Genomic DNA, 19,428 nt, shown 5'->3' with positions numbered 1-19,428 from the left:
TTCAGACATGGAAGGATAATGCATATGTTCAGAACAAAAATTCAGGTTCGCTATTGTGAAACGGATAGAATGGGTGTGGTACATCATTCCAGGTATTTTCCTTGGTTTGAAGTAGGAAGAACTGAGTTTTTTAAATCTACCGGAATGTCCTACGCTCAAATAGAAAGCCAGGGGATACTTTTGCCCCTTGTTGACTGCTATTGTAAATTTTTGCACGGTGCACAATATGGAGATGAAGTATGGGTTGCTGTTTCTCTAGATACGCTAGGAGCCGCAAAATGTCAATTCTCTTATCAAATTATTCGCGTCTCTGATGAGCTGCTTCTTGCAGAAGGATACACGACGCATGGATTTACAACGCCGGAATTCAAACCAGTTAATTTAAAAAAACACTACCCTGATATTTACAGAGTTTTAGAAAAGCTACGGGGTGATCACGAATGATACCTAATATTCTCACAACCGCCCGATTGGTTTTGGTACCGATTTTTGCCTACCTTGTTTTAGGCACTAAAAATTTACCGCTTGCAGCTGTGGTATTTATTTTATCTGGTGTAACCGACGTTATTGATGGTTATATTGCCCGTCGGTTTCATATGATAACAAATTTTGGAAAAATTTATGATCCATTTGTTGATAAGCTGATGCAGATTACTGCGATTGTCTGTCTTGCTTTGGCTGAAATTCTTCCGGTGTGGATCATTGCTATTGTTATTTGTAAAGAAGCCGCAATGATTATTATCGGCGGTATTTTATATTTGAAAAAAATTGTTGTACACTCAAACTGGTATGGAAAAGCCGCCACTGTTATTTTTTACGCTACCATATTTATTATGATTTTATGGCGAAATATTCCGCAGGGTTGGACAATGGCATTCCTTGTCATTTTGATTATTTCTATGCTTTATTCTGCCGGAGCATATCTGGTAGATACCATCAGGCATTATGATGAAAAACGTATATCCTAAATTGCTGTAAATTCAGCAGATGTTGTTTTATGCCATTTGGCGGCTTTTATTGCGGCCAAATGGTTTTTTGACGACAACCTATCGCGATAGGAGGAGAAAAAGTTGGACAAGAATAAAGAATATCACTTTTTAAAACCATTGAAATATCGAGTATTATGGCAAAGCCTCATTATAGGCGCTGCGGGAGGTATTCTAGTTTCTCTTTATCGTCTTTTGCTCAGTTGGGCTGAAAATTTTTCGGGTAAACTTTATGCATCTGTTTTCGGAGATCCATGGAAAATCATTTTGGCCTTTTGTGTACTAATAGTTATGGGTATCCTTATCGGTTATTTAACCCAATATATCCCTGCAATTAAAGGAAGCGGTATTCCCCAAGTAGAAGGAAGAATACAGGGTAAATTTTTTTCTTCCTGGTGGAAAGTTATTTTAGGAAAGGTTTTCGGCGGTGCGGCTGCTATCGGAGCAGGTCTGTCTCTTGGGCGAGAAGGTCCGTCCATCCAGTTAGGAGCCGCTGTGGGTGAAGGACTGGCGCAAAGTCTTCATCGTGACGAAACAGAATCCCGTTATCTCATAACTTGCGGCGCCAGTGCAGGTTTGGCTGCTGCATTCAACGCACCATTTGCCGGTGTTTTATTTGCTTTGGAAGAACTGCACCGGAATTTTTCTTTGCATGTTTTTCTTCCTGCCATGGTGTCAGCAATAACTGCAGATTTGATAAGCAAAAAATTCTTTGGGTTGACCGCTGTTTTTGGAGCACCATCCATAACTGCTTTGCCTCTTCGATTTTATTTCCTATTACCCCTTTTGGGAGTTTTATTGGGCATTTGCGGCTGTTTATACAATCACACTTTGTTATTTACCCAACATCTGTACTCAAAAATCACCTTTATAAAGCGGCCTTTTGTAATGATTTTGCCATTTATCGCTGCGGGATTTGCCGCAATGCTGTGCCCAGATATTCTTGGCGGTGGGCATAAAATTGTAACCTTACTTCTGGAAAAGGACCTGACAGTTTCCTATTTGTTGATACTCCTGGCTGCTAAATTTGTATTTTCCATGATTAGTTTCGGCAGTGGGGCTCCTGGCGGTATTTTCTTTCCCTTACTTGTGCTTGGAAGTTTGGCAGGGACCTTATTCGGCTTGGGGGCAATATCTTTCTTTTCTTTGGCTCCCGACTGTCTATCATTGTTTTTGTTTTTGGGAATGGTTGGAATGTTTACCGGCATTGTACGTGCGCCTGCTACTGGTATTGTTTTGATAATTGAAATGTCGGGTTCTATGAACCAAACACTTTCAATGGCCCTGGTAGCATTATTTGCATATTTGACCGCAGATTTTCTGCGCTCTAAACCAATTTATGAATCCCTTTTGGAAAACCTTATTTCTTCCAAACCAAAAAAATACCAACTTGCTCAGGAAAAAATTTTTCTGGAATTTACAGTAGAAGCAGGTAGTTTTGCAGAAGGAAAAACAGTGAAGGAACTTCAATGGCCATATCACTGCCTTGCTGTCAGTGTTTTACGAAATGGCTGTGAAATTATTCCAAAAGGCAGCTTGCAAATAGAAGCTGGTGATATTATTACCATTCTATGCAGTGGAAAGGAAGAGGATATCTGCCGACAGAAAATGGCCAATCAACTGATGCTACATTCTTGAAACGGAGAAGCGTTTATTTTCTTAAACAACAAAAAGCGTCCTTTCAAATCATTGATAAATATTGGTTGACTTTTTTGTTTTTTTTGGATATAATAATAAAATGCGCGGTTAAAAATCACGTATTATAAAAGAAAATGGTATCATAAAAGCCGGAATTTTCCGGCGGATAGGAGATTACTATGAATAAAAAGCTAAAAAAACATGTTTTTACGGTTTTGGCAATGTTGCTTTTATGTTCTATGTTTTTAACTTCATGCGGTCAAAAAACAGATGGACAATCTACTTCGGACAATAATGATACATTACAGAACTCTGGCATATCTTCGTCTTCCGCTGAAGTCGCAAAGATAAACGGAGAAGTTCTTACTGTCAGCGAATTCCAATATTATATTTATAATACAGCAATGATGAAAGCGTATAATTTAGACAGCGGATTTACCGGTGATTTCTCTTCCATTGATTGGAGTCAAAAAACCGACACAGGAAAAACACTTGCAGAAGATGTTAAAGACGAAGCGCTTAATAACGCCATTGCAGAGATTTTAACAACCCAACAGGGAAAACAAAACGGAGTAGAAATTTCTGCAGACGAGCAGGCTCAATATGATCAGGCCGTGGACAGCTTTATTGAACAGAGCGGAGAAGAACAATTTAAGTTAACAGCAAATGCAATGGCAATTTCTTCCGCAGATGATTATAAAAAACTGTATAGCCGTATGATGTTAGTACAAAAGGTGCAAGATGATATTCAAAAAAATCCCGATAAATATATCACAGATAAAGAGATGCTGAAAAAATATAAAAGTAACGATAAAGTGACTGTACAACATATTTTGATTATGAACGATAGCCAAAAACAGGCGGATCCTAAAGCTGCTATTAATGAAGTATTGGAACGGGCAAAAGCCGGAGAGGATTTTTACCAGCTTATGCAAGAGTTTAACGAAGATACAGGAGAAACAGAAGCTGGATATACCTTCGGGCCCGGTGAGATGGTCAAAGAATTTGAAGATGCGGCTTTTGCGCTGGATTATGATCAAATCAGTGATGTAGTAGAAAGCGAATATGGATATCATGTGATCAAACGTTTAATTGGTACAGCTGAGCTACAGGCATATTGGAAGGAAAATGCTGATATTACGCAAAACGATAGTGTTTTGAAAGATATTTCAGTAGAAAATATAGTCCAGTCAGCAGAGAATGCGCAGAAAAAGCTGCAGGAGCAAAGCAGCGCATCCACATCCAGTACGCAACAACCCGCAACTGATCAAAATGGAGGAAATACAAATGAATAATACTATCATTCAAGTTGAGATGGAAAACGGCGATACTTTTCAGATTGAGCTTTTGCCAGAATATGCCCCTGAAACAGCGGCTAATTTTGAAAAACTTGTCAGGCAAGGTTTCTATGATGGTTTAACTTTTCATCGAGTCATTGATGGATTTATGGCACAGGGCGGCGATCCCATGGGAAACGGAATGGGAGGAAGTGGCAAGAATATTCCTGGAGAATTTTCCGCAAACGGGTTTCCACAAAATACCCTGTCCCACCAAAGAGGAGTTATTTCTATGGCGCGTTCTTCCCATCCGGATTCTGCCAGCAGTCAGTTTTTCATTTGTTATGATGATGCAAGCTTTCTAGACGGACAATATGCTGCCTTTGGCCGTGTGACCAAAGGCATGGAAACGGTTGATAGTTTTCTTTCTGTGAAACGAATCGGTCCGGAAGGCGGTACCCCGGTAGAAGATATTAAAATTAAACGCATGACTGTTTTGTAAAGCTTTATGAACAGTTTATTTGACAAGTTTAAGATGTAAACGTATTTCAGACAATATATACAAATTCCTTCTGTATTCAACTTAATTATTTGTTAGCTTGGACAGCTTTGTTTATTATGACCAAAAAAAACTTATTTTTTTATTAAAAATACAGAAAAACTCTTGACTTATTGTTCATTTTTTAGTATTATAATCTTAGCTTGTTTGCACAATATTTTCGTAATTAAAGGAGCGGTATTATGTATATGAAAGAAGTCGTTGTTCAAAATCAGGTAGGTCTGCATGCAAGGCCTGCAACCTTTTTTATACAAAAAGCAAATGAGTATAAATCCAGTATTTGGGTTGAAAAGGACAATCGCCGGGTAAATGCAAAAAGTTTACTGGGAGTTCTTTCGCTGGGAATTACAAAAGGATTGAATATTACGATTGTCGCTGAAGGAAGCGATGAAGAAGATGCAGTTACAGATTTAGTGGAACTGATTTCTTCTAATTTTGCATAAACCGTTTTATAAATCAGGATAAGGTAGAGCAGACTGTTTTTTCGCTGGATGGTGAAACCGCAGTGTGCTCTTTTCAATTTAAAAGAGGGGTATCATGAACTTTGACCAAGCCACTATCAAGCAAAAGCTGAAACAACTTCCCTTATGTCCGGGCGTATATCTGATGAAAAACCAGGACGGAGAAATCATATATGTGGGCAAAAGCAAGCATTTAAAAAATAGGGTCAGCCAATATTTTATGCACTCAAAAAATCATTCGCCCAAAACAATTGCCATGGTTTCCAACGTTTATGATTTTGATTATATGGTAACCGACACCGAAACAGAAGCATTGGTTTTAGAGTGTAATCTGATAAAAAAATACAAGCCAAGATATAATATTCTTCTTAAGGATGATAAACAATATCCATACATAAAAATGACGATCCAAGAAGCTTACCCGCGGATTTACATGACCCGCAAAATTATCCGTGACGGAGCACGTTATTTTGGTCCATATATGAGTTCGGTTATGGTGCGCGATGCCCTAGAAATTATTCGCCATGTCTTTAAAGTGAGAAGCTGCACAAAAAATCTTCCTCGGGATATTGGAAAAAGCCGTCCATGTCTGTATTATCATATTAACCAGTGTTCTGCACCGTGTGCCGGCAAAATATCGCAGGAAGAATATAAAGAAGTTTTTGATCAAATTGCAGCCGTGCTGGAAGGAAAATATCTAAGTATCATTGAACCTTTAAAGGAAAAAATGAAGCTTGCCTCCGACAAACTTGAATTTGAAGCCGCAGCAAGATACCGGGATCGTATTGAAAGTTTGCAAATGCTTGGTGAAAAACAGAAAATGATTTCAACCAAAGAAAACAACCGAGATATTATTGGTCTTTATCAGGATGAAGAAGAGAGTTGCGTTCAGATTTTTTATATGCGGGATGGAAAAATTTCTGGTTCGGAATATTTTGTATTTGACCAGGAAACTGCTGATTCCGAATTATTGTCAGGCTTTGTAAAACAATACTATTTTAATGCAACTATGCTTCCAAAAGAGATTTTGCTTCCAGCTTCCTTTGAAGATGCTCGGGAAGTCCAAGCTTGGTTATCGGAAAAAGCCGGACACAAAATTTCACTTCTATTTCCACAGCGAGGCGAAAAAGCTTCATTAGTTGAAATGGTCAATAAAAACGCAGAGGAGTCTCTTCAAAAATACCGTTTCCGCAGAAATCGTGAACAATTGCGACAAAATGATATTTTATCTGCTTTTATGAAGGTGCTGAATTTGTCCGCACCACCTCATCGCATTGAATGCTATGATATTTCAAATATCTCTGGCACTCAAAGTATCGGGGCCTGTGTTGTTTATAAAAATGCACGGGAATCTAAAAAGGATTATAGAAAATTCCACATTAAAACCGTGGAAGGATCAAATGACTACGAAAGCATGCGTGAAGTCATTTTTCGCCGGATGAACCGTGCTTATGAAGAATCTGATGCTATTGCAGCTGGAAAACTAACCATGGAGAAAGCAAAATTCCTTCCATTGCCAGATTTAATTCTTCTGGACGGAGGCAAAGGACATGTTTCGGCTGTCCGTCTGTTAATGGAAACGCTTGGAGAATCCATTCCGGTTTTTGGAATGGTAAAAGATGACCAACACCGAACCCGAGGGTTAACCGATGAACACGAAGAACTTCCAGTTGATACGGAAAGTAATCTTTTTCGTTTTCTTTGTGCCATGCAGGAGGAAGTACATCGGTTTGCGATTACTGCTTTCCGAAAGAAACATGAAGCCGCCTCTATGCATTCGGAATTAGAAAATATTCCGGGTATAGGTCCTGCCAAACGCAGTCTTTTAATGAAAACTTTTGCCTCTGTTCCGCGTATTAAACAAGCGGATTTTCAGGAATTGAGTATCGTAGTTGGTAAAACCGCGGCACAAAATATAATTAATTATTTTCACACAGGAGATGAAAAAAATGAAAGCTGATGCATTGATATGGGCTGAAAAAATACAGGAAAAAATGCGTTCTGACCGCCGCTGTATTCACCAAACCCCAGAGCTTTCTTTTCAAGAATTTCATACCATGCAATATATTTGTTCCCGCCTGGATACCCTTCGCATTCCATATAAAAAAGAAATTGCTGGTTCTGGAGTGGTAGCTCAAATTAATGGAAATAGACCAGCTAATGGAAATAGACCAGGAAAGTGTCTTCTGCTTCGTGCAGATATGGATGCACTACCGTTGCAAGAAGAAAATACCTCTGTATATCGGTCCCAAAAAAATGGCATAATGCATGCATGTGGTCATGATGCACATACTGCCATTTTACTTGGGGTATGTGAAATTTTAAATGATCACAGAGATCATTTTTCTGGTATCGTTAAACTTGTTTTTCAGCCCGGCGAGGAAACGACTGGTGGCGCGGCTCCCATGATTCAAGCTGGTGTTTTAGAACATCCTGCTGTAGATGCCTGTATCGCTCTGCACGTTGATCCAGATTTGGATGCAGGAACCATTCGGATAAAACCCGGCGCTCTTTATGCATCGCCCGATGATTTCCGGATCACCATAAAAGGAAGAGGAGGGCATGGGGCTCAGCCGCATCTCGCTGTTGATCCAATCATAACAGCCGCTCAAATTGTAACACAACTTCAAACTATTATCAGCAGGAATACTGACCCGTTTGAACAAGCAGTTATTACGGTAGGTTCTTTACATGCAGGAGATACCAGTAACGTGATCCCCGAAACCGCAGAAATTTTTGGGACAGCTCGAGCATTAAGCAATCAGATGCGTCACTTTTTGAAAAAAAGAATATATGAAATTACAAAAGGTGTATGCGAGGCTTACGGTGCCAATTTTTGCTATGATTTTATTTTTCTTTATCCTCCGCTGATTAATGATGCGCAACTTGCCTCAAAATTACTGGAAAGTGGCTGTCATGTCCTTGGCAAAAAGCATTGTGTCTGGGGCGGGCTTCCTACCATGGCAGGTGAAGATTTTGCATATTTTGCCGAAAAATGTCCCTCGGTGTTGTTTAAGCTTGGATGCCGAAATACGGAAAAGGGAATTACTGAACCAATTCACAGTCCTCGTTTTGATATTGATGAAACCTGTCTTCAGTATGGGGCTGCTGTTTTTACCGATTTTGCACTTCGTTTTTTGGCTTAAATTTGGCATCGCGGGGGCGAAAATAGAGACAAGAGGAGGTCGGAGGAACAGAAGAACTGACGGCGAACAAATGTTCTGGGCGCGCTCTTACAGTATTTAATTCACAAAGGCCGTCTTTTTGATAGACACAATTTCTTTCTGAACAAAAAACAGTTGACATAAGTATCCCCTTTCGCTTGTTTCTGTCTTTAGTTTAACTGAAAAATCAAAAAACATACAAAAATCTAAAAATCAATAACGGCTCCGAAAAATCCGGAGCCGTTACATATATAAAGGGATGGTGCGCGCACCGAACTCCCGTTACTGTTACTATATGCATATATTTAATTTTTGTGATAAAAAAAAGAAATTGGGGAATTCTATTGATTACAATAATAAATAGTCATACACCAGAAAAAATGCGTCTAACGCTTGAACAAGCGGGATGCAAAATTATATCCAGTAGTATGGTACCTCAGCTAAATGATGCTACTGCAACACATCCTGATATGCAGATTCATGCCGTAAATGATAACACTGCTTTCTGTGCACCTGAATGCTTTGCATATTACCGCAGGGTGCTTCCTAAACGGATTCATTTGATTGCTGGAAATACCCGACTAAAAGGAACCTATCCTTTTAACTGCGCATACAATGTAGCAAGGGTAGGAAATTATGTTTTTTGCAATACAGAATCTGTCGATCCGCTGCTAATTCAATGGTATCGTACAAACCGTAAAATCATTATTCCAATCCGTCAGGGATATGCAAAATGTAATCTCTGTCCTCTGTCTGATGAGGCTTTTCTGACGGAGGACAGAGGAATTTATAATACTGTTATAAAACAAAATTTGCCTGTAAAATGCTTTTTACTGCCAGCCGGAGAAGTAATTCTTGACGGTTATCCCTATGGCTTTATTGGCGGTGCTTCCGGCGGTTTTAAGGAGATCTTATTCTGGTACGGTAATCCAGAATACTGTTCCTTTTACAGCCAATTAGAAAAACTGATGCAAACATATCATATTTCGAATATTTCACTTTATGATATGCCTTTATATGATTTGGGCGGTATAATCTGTTTCCCTTAGCGCCATATTAGTGTAAAAGTAACCAGGAAGGGTGAAATAATTGCAGTGTGTCACAATTTGTACGAAAAATGATTTATCTGAATTAAAACAAGTTATAGAAAATCAATTTTCAGCAAAATACCATCGTTTTTTTCAAAATGAAAACGGTTTAAAAGCTTTTACGCTGAACAAAAAAGATTTGCCCGAAATTTCGATACCCATGGCAAAATGGATTAATCAAAGTATTTTTAAGAATAAAATTCAAAAAATTATAGCAAATAAATATCAACTGCTTACAGAGGAAGAACGTCTTCAAATTTGCTTAATTTCCATTCAACGGCTAAAAGAGGAAAATACAGGTTTTAACGACATGATACGCAAACAACTCCTTTTGCAGTTTGAATTGAATAATCAATTAAACCTTGAGGGATTTGTTACTTTTTGTCTCAAGGAATACCAAACAGAACTGGAACTTTTGATAGAGGAATGTTTGGAAGAATATCTGACAGAAAAGGATTATTATGAATTTCTGGAACTGCTACGATATTTTGCAGAAGTAGAAGAAAGTCGTTTTGGGTCATTAATTATACGTGCTCAAAAAGATGGGAGTTACCATTACTTTGATGAAAATTTATACGATATTACAAGCGAATGTAAAGAGATATTTTTTAAAGATTTTGCAGATCCGGAAGCAAGCGAAGATGATATTTTAGTCAGTATTTTAATTATTTTGCTTCCAGAACAAATATATTTTCTTAATGCAGAATATATCCAAAATACAAATATTCTTCAAACCTTAAAGGCCGTGTTTCAGGACCGACTGTTGATTGATAGTGGAAATCATCATTTTATTACAGGCAGAGAATTGTAATCTGCCTGTAATGAAAAAAAACTTGTAATGTTACACAAAAGAAGGTATACTTAATAGGAAAATGCTACATTGCACAAAATAAAAATTTTGTGCAATGAAGTAGAGGATATTTTAAAGCAGGTGAACAAAATGGATGCCAAAAAACATTTAGACCATAATGCGCCAGAGCCATTGGCTTCGTTTTTAATATATATTGAGAGCATTCGAGGAAAATCTCCCAAAACTGCTGATGAGTACTTTTATGACCTGAGAACCTTTTATCGTTTCCTAAAGGTTTATTTTCACATGGCAGATTCTGAAGCCGATGAATTATCAATTGATGACGTGGACATTGATTTACTACGCTCTGTGAATCTCCAAGTATTATATGAATATATGAACTATTTAAATCGTACTCGTGGTAATGCAGCCACCTCGCGCGCGCGAAAAGTTGCATCACTTAAATCATTTTACAAGTATTTATATAGCAAAGCGCATTTGATTGATGAAAACCCGGCCGCCGAACTGGAATCTGTAAAAACAAATAAACAGCTTCCCAAGCATTTTACTTTGGAGGACAGCATTGCATTACTAAAATCTGTTGAAAACCGTAATGCGGCCAGAGATTTCTGCATTCTTACTCTGTTTTTAAATTGCGGACTACGTTTGGCAGAACTGGTAAATATTAACATTACCGATATACGTGGCGATTCCTTGGTCGTAATTGGAAAAGGCGGCAAAGAACGTACGATTTATTTAAATGAAGCTTGTTTATCGGCTCTGGAAGCTTATTTACCAGTTAGGCGACAGCAACATCCCATCGCACGGGATAAATATGCTCTTTTTCTCTCTGAACGTCAGCAACGAATTAGCCGGAGAACCGTCCAGTATACTGTTGAAAAATATGTAAAAAAATTAGGACTTGATGTACATAAATATACCACTCATAAACTTCGGCATACTGCTGCTACTTTGATGCACCAATCTGGCGTTGACATTCGAGTTCTGCAAGAAATTCTCGGACACAAACAGCTTTCTACTACAGAAATATATACCCATATCAATAACGATCAGATGCGTGCTGCGGTAAAACAAAATCCCTTATCCACTTTGAAAGCACCTTCTGAGATTGCAGATGATCATAGAGATAAAAAAAGCAAATTATAAATTTACCGTAATAAAATTATGTAAACTTCCGTGTAGCTTTTAACGGAAGTTTATTTATTATCAAGTTATTTTTGTGATTCCATATAGGGGGCAAGTGAGACTGGAATAAAATAACCTTTGGCATGACTACATACTGGACATTTTTCTGGTACATTTGTTCCTTCATATATATATCCGCAGTTTAAACACATCCACTGCTGATTTTCCGAAGAACTGTAGAATTTTTGATTTTCCAACAATGCCGCAAGCATTTCAAACCGGGCACTATGCGTTTTTTCAATTTCAGCTATATTAAAAAAGCTAGTGGATATTTGAGTAAATCCTTCTTCTTTTGCTGTTTCCCCAAATTCTTTATATATTTTGTCGTATTCATCATATTCGTGCTGTCTTGCCGTATGCAAAAGTTTTACTGTGTTTTCAAATAAATCAACTGGATAGCTTCCATCAATTGTAATCTCAGTTCCGGATAATTCTTTTAAATAACTATAGAATATTTCGGCATGCTCTTTTTCCTGTCCTGCCGTAAATAAAAATACTTCGGCAATTGCATCTAAGTTTTCTTTTTTAGCCTGTGATGCCGCAAATGTATAGCGGTTGCGTGCTTGGCTTTCTCCTGCAAATGCTCGCATAAGATTTTTTTCTGTTTTGCTTCCTGAAAGCTGTGTACTCATTGGTAATACTTCCTTTCTTTTAAAGTTTACAGGTAGTATTTCCAATTTTTATTATAATATAAGTTTTTGCCAGCAGATGTACAAAATAAAATCCAAAAAACATATTGAGCAACGCAAATAGCTTTGCAAATGTTTTTTGGATTTTATACTATAGTATGCTGAAATACTTTGACTTATGGAACAATGTTACCCGCGGAACGATAGATTTCATACCATTCTTCACGGGTCAGCACAATGTTTGCCGCTTGAAGACAGGAAACAAGCCGATCAGGATTCATGGTTCCGGTAATCATCTGCATTTTAGCTGGATGCCGAAGAATCCAGGCGGCAGCTATAGTAGTATTTGTAACTTCATATTTTTCTGCAAGACGGTTTAGCGTAGCATTTAACTCGGGAAATTTATCGTTATCCAAAAAAACTCCCTCAAAAAAGCCATACTGAAACGGTGACCACGCTTGAATTGTAATGTTATGTAGTCGACAAAAATCCAAAACACTTCCATCATGGTCAAAACTGGATTCCGTTGTCATGTTGACATTGATTCCATTGGTTACCATATTGGCGTGGGCAATACTAAACTGAAGCTGGTTGGCAACTATAGGTTGCTCCAAATATTTGGCCAAAAGCTGAATTTGCATCGGTTTTTGATTAGATACGCCAAAAAAACGAACTTTACCGGTATCATGCAGAATATTAAAAGCTTCTGCTACTTCTTCCGGTTCCATCAATGCATCTGGACGATGCAAAAGCAACACATCCAGATAATCGGTATGGAGCCGTTGTAATATCCCGTCAACTGCGCTTAAAATATGCCCTTTTGAAAAATCAAAATATCCTCGCCGAATTCCACATTTCGACTGTAAAATAATTTTTTCTCGAATATTTGCGTTCATATGAATTGCATCAGCAAACATCCGTTCACAGTCGCCGTTGCCATAAATATCGGCATGATCAAAAAAATTGGCGCCGTAATGTAAAGCAGTGTGAATAAAATGTTCTGCTTCTTGCGGAGAAAGTTTATTCAGCCGCATACAGCCTATTGCAACCGGGGGGACCATTAGATTGGATACACCGAGTGGAATTTTTCTCATAATATTTCTTCCTCCTTTTCTGCGGAGTACATCAGACTTTTCCGCACATATTTATAAAATAAGCATACAAAAATTTTTTCAGACTGTCAACTTAGGTCTTTTACACTTATGTTACAGTTTTCTTAATTTTCTCTCTTCTTTCAGCTGTATCGTTCTATTCGCAGAGAATATTTCATAAAATAATAAATATCACGATAAGACAAGCTGACGGGGTAAATGTAAGATTTGCAAACCTTCGGCGGAATGGAGACATTTATGAAAAAATACAAGGCAATTGTTCTGGATGGAAAAAAAATAATAAAAAATATGGCTGTCATGTTTAGCATAATATTGATTTTTTGTTTACTGCTAGCCTGGGCTGGTCTTTTTCAAGGTGGAAAATTTACTTCAAACACTTTTTCACCAGAAAATATGATTGAAAATACACTTCCTGCCGTTGGAGCGGCCAATGGTTCTGCGGCAAACCAAACAGCGAAAATACAAGAGCAAATACAAAAAATATTTAAAATTCTTTTGAGTTTTGATTACACCTCTTCTTCCGGCATTTTAGCATCGGAAATTCCTGTATCTGCAGCTGTCGATCAATCCGGAGTGGTCCGTATAGCAAAAGAAACGCAAAGCAATAACCAAATTTTACCACAAAAATCTGCTGCTCCGACTACGCCGCAGCAGCAGTCGGAAATTCCGCCTGAAAACCAGGCCCCCATCAAAGCAATTAATGCATCTCCCAACCGCAATGGTTCTGCTCAAGTCATTATAGGCAATGAAACTTCTTATAGTGTTAATATTGACGAAATGCTGGCATCCAAACCCGACATTGACATGTCTGGTTCTGGACCCAAAGTTTTAGTCATTCATACTCATGCAACCGAAGCGTATTCACCAGATAACAGTACAATTTATGACATTACGGGAAGTGACAGGAGTATGAATACAGAAGAAAATGTAGTGAAGGCTGGAGAAGCGCTTTGTCAGGTTTTTGAAAACAAAGGCATTAAGACCATTCACGATACGGAACTGCACGATTATCCATCTTTTAACGGTTCCTATGCCCATTCCTTAGCCGCAATCGAAAAATACTTAAACGAATATCCTTCCATTCAGATTGTATTTGATGTTCATAGGGATTCCATTGTGTACGATGATAATACAAAAGCAAAAGTCTTGACAGAAATAAACGGAAAACCCGCCGCACAGCTGATGTTCGTAGTTGGAACCGATGAAAAAGGGTTATATCATCCAGACTGGAGAGAAAATATTAAAACAGCAATTCATTTCCAAAATGCCATAAATCAAAAATACCCAACTTTAATGCGACATATTAATCTACGGCAGGAGCGTTTCAACGGGCATACTACTCATGGCAGCATGATCATTGAAACTGGTTCCAGTGGAAATAGTCTAAGTGAAGCCATATATGGGTTAACTCTTGCAGGCGAATGCATTGCTGATTATTTAAACACCTTAAAATAATTAGATGTAACAGTATTTTAAGGTAATACTCTTGTAATTTATAATAAAAATCGGTATAATGTTTTGTGAGAAAAATAAAAAGGAGATTATATCGATGCGTAAATTACTTGCGGTCTGGATCGCAAAGCTTGCTATTATTGCCGGAAAGGTGGTTGGGAAAAAATCATCATCTACTCCTGGGGCTATTGCGCTCAAAATTTGTCCCGATCTAATCCGGCGTCTTTCTTCAAATGTTACTCAAGGCATTATTGTTACCTGCGGTACTAATGGCAAAACAACAACTAATAATTTGCTCAATTCCGCACTGCAAAAAAGCGGATATTCTACTGTGTGTAACAGCCTTGGCGCCAATATGATGGGAGGAATTGCCACTGCGTTTGCAGATGCATGCAATTTGGCCGGTAAGTTTCAGGCAGATTGGGCCGTGCTTGAAATTGATGAGGCATCTGCACGACGTGTTTTTGCATATCTGACTCCTGATTACATGATCATCACCAATCTATTTCGAGATCAATTGGATCGATATGGGGAAATCGACATTACAATGGATTTGCTCCGGGAAGCCATCAATATGGCAGGTAATGTAAAATTGATTCTTAATGGAGACGATCCATTGACGGCTCAATTTGGAGAAGGTAAAAAGGCTTGGTATTATGGCATTTCTGAACAAGTTTTGCCTCAAATTGATGAGACAAAAGAAGGCCGTTTCTGCGCAAAATGCGGCATGGAACAGGAATATCATTTTTTTCATTACAGTCAGCTTGGGGATTATTACTGTCCACATTGTGGAAACCGACGTCCACATATAGACTTTGAAGCAAAAAATGTTAATCTTTCTGATTCTATGAAATTTACGATTAACGGCACCCCAGTTGATGTAAATTATCGCGGATTTTATAATATTTACAATATTCTTGCAGTTTACAGCACTCTATCAGTGATGGGGATTCCAACAGATAAGTTTAATCAACTGCTGAGGGATTACAAACCGCAGATAGGCCGCATGGAACAAATCAATTTAGGAAAGCCCTTTATCTTAAATTTAGCCAAAAACCCGGCAGGTTTTAACCAAGCAATTCAAACCGTAATGCTGGATAAACGAAAAAAAGATGTGATTGTTGCCATTAATGATTTGGCCAACGATGGACGAGATGTGTCCTGGCTGTGGGATGTAGATTTTGAAAAATTGTCAGATGAAAATCTTTGTTCTTTGACAGCCGCAGGTATTCGGCGCTACGATATGGCGCTTCGATTCAAATACGAAGATATTCAGAATGTACGCATTGCTTCCAATATGCGTGATGCTCTGCTTGACTGCATGAACACAAACGCAGAGGTTTGCTATGTGCTGGTAAATTATACGGCGCTTTATCCCACTCAGACTGCCATGCTGGAATTACAAAAGGAACAGAAAGCCGGAGGAAATATATAATGAATGAAAATACAGTTCAAATTATTCATCTTTATCCTGACCTATTAAATCTGTACGGAGACAAGGGCAATATAGCCTGCATGGTGAAACGTCTGAATTGGCGGGGAATCCAGACGAATGTGCAGCTTTGCACCAATCAGGACCACAGTATTGACCTGTCCTCAGCGGATATTATTTTTGTTGGCGGCGGATCTGACCGGGAACAGGCTTTAGTATGCAGTCTGCTTTTGAAAAAGAAAGAGGAACTCATTCGTTACGTAGAAAATGATGGCGTGCTAGTCGCTGTCTGCGGCGGTTATCAGCTGCTTGGAAAGTATTATCAAACTGCAAGTGAAAAAATTGAAGGGCTTGGCCTTCTAGATATTTATACCGATGCAGGCAAGGATCGCTTAATTGGTAATGTCGTTCTCCAATCTTCTCTATTTGATCAACCGATTGCCGGATTTGAAAACCACGCGGGAAGAACTGAAATTGGAGATTATACTCCTCTGGGAAAAGTGTTGTATGGACATGGCAATAACGGTACAAGCGGCTTTGAAGGCGTTATATATAAAAACGTAATCGGAACATATCTACACGGTCCTTTGCTACCCAAAAACCCTAAATTGTGTGATTACATTTTATCATGTGCGTTAAAACGGAAGGATGCAAATTTCCCCGGCCTTAAACCTATTGATGATACGCTTGAGAATCAAGCTAACACCTACATTGTGAACCGGTTTGCTCCAGAAAAAAAATAAGATAACATCTTTCAAAATTAAAATATTCAAAACTTCTAAAAGTCAAAAAGCTGCACGGTTGTGAAAAAACCATGCAGCTTTTTTGTATCCTATCGGAAAGATTTTTCATAAATTGCACGACATTCTTCGTGGCTCAACGGGATTGGATCGCTTTCAAACAATCCGCCCATAGTTTCTCTGGCATTTTGGGCTAAAGTATCAAGTTCTTCGGCAGTAATACCGTAATCCTGCATCCGAAGCTGATCCACACCACAGGCTTTTTGCAAATCCAAAAGAGCTATCAAAAAATCTTCAGGCTGTGATGCATTCTTCATGCCTAACGCTTGTGCCATACGTACAAATCGTTCATCACAGGTATGTTTCTGGATAAAATGCCGGTAATATTCCATTGAAATCATAATCAATCCAGCTCCGTGAGGCAGATTTTGATGATAAGCGCTCATCGCATGTTCCATGGAATGCTCACTGGTACAGCTGCTTATTGTCATAACAACCCCAGATAAGGTATTGGCAAAGGCAACATGCTCTCTTGCAGTAAGATTATCACCATTTTTAACAGCTTCAGGAAGATATTTTCCGATATTCTCGATAGCTGTTAAAGCATACATATCACTCATCAGGTTGGCCTGTCGGGCAATATAGCATTCTGTGCTGTGAAACAAAGCATCAAAGCCTTGATAAGCTGTAAAGGAAGGCGGTACTGTTTTCATCAATTCTGGATCTATCACCGCAATTTGCGGAAACAGAGCATCGATTCCTCCAAAACCAATTTTCTCATGCGTATCACTCTTAGTAATAACACCCCACTGGTCTACTTCCGAGCCAGTACCTGCTGTAGTCGTAATTGCAACAATTGGCAGAGGCGGTATGCTAATTTCTTTTGCCTTTCCTGTTTTTCCAAAAGCATAATCCCAAAGATCACCTGGATTGGTCGCTGCAACAGCCAAAGCTTTTGATGCATCCATCACGCTCCCACCTCCGAGAGCAACAATAAAATCGAAGTGATTTTCCCGTGCAAAGGCCGCCCCTTCTTCCACCGTTTCCTTCAAAGGATTGGCTTCAATTTTTTGAAAAACCGTAACAGAACAGCCAGCCATTTTAAGTTGATTTAAAGTTTCATCATAAGCGCCGCTTTTTTTTGCAGATTTCCCATTGGAAAGCAGTAAAAGTGCCCTTTTCCCTGGAAGAGACTCTTTGTGCAACTCTTTAAGCTTACCGACACCAAACAAAATTCTGGTAGGAACATACATATGAAAACTCATTTTTCTCCTCCTATTCTGTTGTCAAAACTCTTTTTTATTATATACTTTTAATTCCACGAAAGTCAATAGAAATTTTTTTATTACTTTTTTATTTTTATTTTTTAAAACATATTTTTACCATATAAAAAATCGTTTATAATATAAACAATTTATGAACTTTACAAAATGCTATTGTACAAACTTGGGAAATATGATATAATAAAGGAAAATCATTCTAATTTGTTATAGATAGGAGGTACATTATGAAAAAAAGAATTTCCGCATTGCCGGATGAAGTAATTGCCTTGTCAGAGCTTTGCATAAAAAATGGCAAAATTGACCCCTCATTATACACAAAATATGACGTAAAGCGCGGATTGCGTGATCTGCAGGGAAAAGGTGTTCTGACGGGTTTAACTGAAATTTCTGACATTTGTTCAACAAAAATTGTTGACGGCCAGGAAGTTCCTTGTCCGGGGGAATTATACTACAGAGGCTATGACATCAAAAAACTTGTAAACGGTTTTTTAGAGGATGACAGGTTCGGTTTTGAGGAAACCGCATATCTCCTTTTGTTCGGAGATCTTCCTACAGAAGAGCAGCTCCGTAATTTTAATAAAATTTTAGGTAACTACCGTACATTGCCGGTGAACTTTGTCACTGACATTATTTTAAAGGCTCCAAGTCCTGATATGATGAATACTTTGGCCCGTTCTGTTTTAACTTTATATTCTTATGACGAACGTGCTAATGATATTTCGATTCCGAATGTCCTCAGACAATGTCTTGAATTGATTGCGCTGTTTCCCGTAATTTCTGTATATGGATATCAGGCGTATTCTCACTATCATGAAGGAAAAAGTTTGTTCATTCATCAACCGGAAATGGATTTCTCCACTGCCGAAAATATTCTGCATTTGCTGCGTCCGGATGGGAAATACACCAAATTGGAAGCTCGGATCCTGGATCTGGCCTTAGTTTTACAGGCAGAACACGGCGGCGGAAATAATTCTACCTTTACCACTCATGTCGTTTCTTCCTCTGGTACAGATACCTATTCGGTTGTAGCAGCTTCTCTTGGATCATTGAAAGGGCCAAAACACGGCGGAGCAAACATCAAAGTGGTTCAAATGCTGGATAATATAAAAAGTCATTTAAAGGACTGGACAGATGAAGATGAAATCCGTGCTTATCTGCGTAAGCTTCTTGCTGGAGAAGCCTTTGACCATAGCGGACTAATTTATGGTATGGGACACGCTGTCTACTCCCTTTCTGATCCGCGTGCAGACGTATTCAAAGCCTTTGTGAAAAAATTATCAGAAGAAAAGGGATTTCATCAAGAATATGGTCTGTACGAAAAAATTGAAAGAATTGCTCCTGAGGTCATTTCAGAAAAGAGAAAAATTTATAAAGGTGTTAGTGCAAATGTAGATTTCTACAGTGGATTTGTATATCACATGCTTGGTTTACCACAGGAATTATATACTCCTATTTTTGCGATCGCGCGTATTGCCGGTTGGAGTGCACACCGAATCGAAGAATTGATTAACGCAGGAAAAATTATCCGTCCTTCTTATAAACCCATTGGTCCTCACAGGGAATATACACCGATGGCAGAACGCACTTAATAAAAAAAGCTGTCCACAGTTT

The 19,428-nt window shown here is 38.5% G+C and carries 18 protein-coding genes; 15 read left to right on the top strand and 3 right to left on the bottom strand.

The features are described 5' to 3' along the window. Positions 1–24 precede the first annotated feature (24 nt). The 11 genes from INF28_RS04040 (at position 25) to INF28_RS03990 (ending at position 11,130) form a co-directional block, all read left to right on the top strand. The gene (locus INF28_RS04040; RefSeq protein WP_226392192.1) at positions 25–444 is read left to right on the top strand and encodes an acyl-CoA thioesterase; all 420 of its coding nucleotides are present in this window, start codon (positions 25–27) and stop codon (positions 442–444) included. Continuing rightward, a complete protein-coding gene (locus INF28_RS04035; RefSeq protein ID WP_226392191.1) occupies positions 441–968 on the top strand; it encodes a CDP-alcohol phosphatidyltransferase family protein in 528 nt (175 codons plus the stop codon). The genes INF28_RS04040 and INF28_RS04035 overlap by 4 nt, the downstream gene beginning before the upstream one ends. 102 nt (positions 969–1,070) lie before the next feature. Next, complete coding sequence (locus INF28_RS04030) at positions 1,071–2,624, top strand: ClC family H(+)/Cl(-) exchange transporter (protein WP_226392190.1); 1,554 nt, start codon at positions 1,071–1,073, stop codon at positions 2,622–2,624. A gap of 179 nt (positions 2,625–2,803) precedes the next feature. Further along, positions 2,804–3,919: a peptidylprolyl isomerase gene (locus INF28_RS04025; RefSeq protein WP_226392189.1), complete on the top strand. Its 1,116-nt coding sequence runs from the start codon at positions 2,804–2,806 to the stop codon at positions 3,917–3,919. Next, positions 3,912–4,403: a peptidylprolyl isomerase gene (locus tag INF28_RS04020; RefSeq protein WP_226392188.1), complete on the top strand. Its 492-nt coding sequence runs from the start codon at positions 3,912–3,914 to the stop codon at positions 4,401–4,403. The genes INF28_RS04025 and INF28_RS04020 overlap by 8 nt, the downstream gene beginning before the upstream one ends. A gap of 239 nt (positions 4,404–4,642) precedes the next feature. Beyond that, positions 4,643–4,903, top strand: a complete 261-nt coding sequence (locus INF28_RS04015; RefSeq protein ID WP_226392187.1) for an HPr family phosphocarrier protein — start codon at positions 4,643–4,645, stop codon at positions 4,901–4,903. A gap of 94 nt (positions 4,904–4,997) precedes the next feature. Continuing rightward, positions 4,998–6,881 (top strand): excinuclease ABC subunit UvrC, encoded by a 1,884-nt coding sequence (uvrC, locus tag INF28_RS04010; protein ID WP_226392186.1) that lies wholly within the window; start codon positions 4,998–5,000, stop codon positions 6,879–6,881. Then, positions 6,871–8,067: a M20 metallopeptidase family protein gene (locus INF28_RS04005; RefSeq protein WP_226392185.1), complete on the top strand. Its 1,197-nt coding sequence runs from the start codon at positions 6,871–6,873 to the stop codon at positions 8,065–8,067. The genes uvrC and INF28_RS04005 overlap by 11 nt, the downstream gene beginning before the upstream one ends. A 332-nt stretch (positions 8,068–8,399) precedes the next feature. Next, positions 8,400–9,134 carry a DUF6873 family GME fold protein gene (locus INF28_RS04000; protein WP_404815137.1) on the top strand — a complete coding sequence of 245 codons (735 nt, stop codon included), beginning with the start codon at positions 8,400–8,402 and terminating at the stop codon, positions 9,132–9,134. 199 nt (positions 9,135–9,333) lie between these two features. After that, a complete protein-coding gene (gene ytxC / locus INF28_RS03995) occupies positions 9,334–9,984 on the top strand; it encodes a putative sporulation protein YtxC (RefSeq protein WP_226392183.1) in 651 nt (216 codons plus the stop codon). Between the two features lie 129 nt (positions 9,985–10,113). Continuing rightward, positions 10,114–11,130, top strand: a complete 1,017-nt coding sequence (locus tag INF28_RS03990) for a tyrosine recombinase XerC (RefSeq protein WP_226392182.1) — start codon at positions 10,114–10,116, stop codon at positions 11,128–11,130. Between the two features lie 65 nt (positions 11,131–11,195). On the opposite strand, the gene rbr is transcribed toward INF28_RS03990, so the two are convergent. Next, positions 11,196–11,801, bottom strand: a complete 606-nt coding sequence (gene rbr, locus INF28_RS03985) for a rubrerythrin (protein ID WP_226392250.1) — start codon at positions 11,799–11,801, stop codon at positions 11,196–11,198. 173 nt (positions 11,802–11,974) lie between these two features. After that, entirely contained in the window at positions 11,975–12,892 is a 918-nt protein-coding gene (locus INF28_RS03980; protein WP_226392181.1) for an aldo/keto reductase, read from the bottom strand. Between the two features lie 411 nt (positions 12,893–13,303). Here INF28_RS03980 and spoIIP point away from each other — a divergent pair, with 411 nt between their 5' ends. The 3 genes from spoIIP to INF28_RS03965 all read left to right on the top strand — a co-directional run bounded on the left by spoIIP (position 13,304) and on the right by INF28_RS03965 (position 16,537). Then, positions 13,304–14,365, top strand: a complete 1,062-nt coding sequence (gene spoIIP / locus INF28_RS03975; RefSeq protein ID WP_226392180.1) for a stage II sporulation protein P — start codon at positions 13,304–13,306, stop codon at positions 14,363–14,365. 94 nt (positions 14,366–14,459) lie between these two features. Beyond that, the gene (locus INF28_RS03970; protein WP_226392179.1) at positions 14,460–15,797 is read left to right on the top strand and encodes a Mur ligase family protein; all 1,338 of its coding nucleotides are present in this window, start codon (positions 14,460–14,462) and stop codon (positions 15,795–15,797) included. Beyond that, entirely contained in the window at positions 15,797–16,537 is a 741-nt protein-coding gene (locus INF28_RS03965) for a type 1 glutamine amidotransferase (RefSeq protein ID WP_226392178.1), read from the top strand. Before INF28_RS03970 ends, INF28_RS03965 begins: the two co-directional genes overlap by 1 nt. Before the next feature lie 89 nt (positions 16,538–16,626). On the opposite strand, the gene INF28_RS03960 is transcribed toward INF28_RS03965, so the two are convergent. After that, positions 16,627–17,799 carry an iron-containing alcohol dehydrogenase gene (locus tag INF28_RS03960; RefSeq protein WP_226392177.1) on the bottom strand — a complete coding sequence of 391 codons (1,173 nt, stop codon included), beginning with the start codon at positions 17,797–17,799 and terminating at the stop codon, positions 16,627–16,629. Positions 17,800–18,041: 242 nt separating this feature from the next. On the opposite strand from INF28_RS03960, the gene INF28_RS03955 reads away from it, so the two are divergent. Further along, complete coding sequence (locus INF28_RS03955; protein WP_226392176.1) at positions 18,042–19,406, top strand: citrate/2-methylcitrate synthase; 1,365 nt, start codon at positions 18,042–18,044, stop codon at positions 19,404–19,406. Positions 19,407–19,428: the final 22 nt, after the last annotated feature.

Source organism: Ructibacterium gallinarum, from assembly GCF_014982785.1.
GTDB classification, from domain to species: Bacteria; Bacillota; Clostridia; order Monoglobales; family Monoglobaceae; genus Ructibacterium; species Ructibacterium gallinarum.
This window is presented reverse-complemented; position numbering and strand designations above follow the sequence as displayed.

Excerpts from the sequence above, each read along its gene's own strand:
- rbr (WP_226392250.1), bottom strand. The coding sequence starts at position 11,801 with ATGAGTACACAGCTTTCAGGAAGCAAAACAGAAAAAAATCTTATGCGA.
- INF28_RS04015 (WP_226392187.1), top strand. The coding sequence starts at position 4,643 with ATGTATATGAAAGAAGTCGTTGTTCAAAATCAGGTAGGTCTGCATGCA.
- INF28_RS03960 (WP_226392177.1), bottom strand. The coding sequence starts at position 17,799 with ATGAGTTTTCATATGTATGTTCCTACCAGAATTTTGTTTGGTGTCGGT.
- uvrC (WP_226392186.1), top strand. The coding sequence starts at position 4,998 with ATGAACTTTGACCAAGCCACTATCAAGCAAAAGCTGAAACAACTTCCC.
- spoIIP (WP_226392180.1), top strand. The coding sequence starts at position 13,304 with ATGATTGAAAATACACTTCCTGCCGTTGGAGCGGCCAATGGTTCTGCG.
- INF28_RS04035 (WP_226392191.1), top strand. The coding sequence starts at position 441 with ATGATACCTAATATTCTCACAACCGCCCGATTGGTTTTGGTACCGATT.
- INF28_RS03955 (WP_226392176.1), top strand. The coding sequence starts at position 18,042 with ATGAAAAAAAGAATTTCCGCATTGCCGGATGAAGTAATTGCCTTGTCA.
- INF28_RS03990 (WP_226392182.1), top strand. The coding sequence starts at position 10,114 with ATGGATGCCAAAAAACATTTAGACCATAATGCGCCAGAGCCATTGGCT.
- INF28_RS04020 (WP_226392188.1), top strand. The coding sequence starts at position 3,912 with ATGAATAATACTATCATTCAAGTTGAGATGGAAAACGGCGATACTTTT.
- INF28_RS03980 (WP_226392181.1), bottom strand. The coding sequence starts at position 12,892 with ATGAGAAAAATTCCACTCGGTGTATCCAATCTAATGGTCCCCCCGGTT.
- INF28_RS04040 (WP_226392192.1), top strand. The coding sequence starts at position 25 with ATGTTCAGAACAAAAATTCAGGTTCGCTATTGTGAAACGGATAGAATG.
- ytxC (WP_226392183.1), top strand. The coding sequence starts at position 9,334 with ATGGCAAAATGGATTAATCAAAGTATTTTTAAGAATAAAATTCAAAAA.
- INF28_RS03970 (WP_226392179.1), top strand. The coding sequence starts at position 14,460 with ATGCGTAAATTACTTGCGGTCTGGATCGCAAAGCTTGCTATTATTGCC.
- INF28_RS04005 (WP_226392185.1), top strand. The coding sequence starts at position 6,871 with ATGAAAGCTGATGCATTGATATGGGCTGAAAAAATACAGGAAAAAATG.
- INF28_RS03965 (WP_226392178.1), top strand. The coding sequence starts at position 15,797 with ATGAATGAAAATACAGTTCAAATTATTCATCTTTATCCTGACCTATTA.
- INF28_RS04025 (WP_226392189.1), top strand. The coding sequence starts at position 2,804 with ATGAATAAAAAGCTAAAAAAACATGTTTTTACGGTTTTGGCAATGTTG.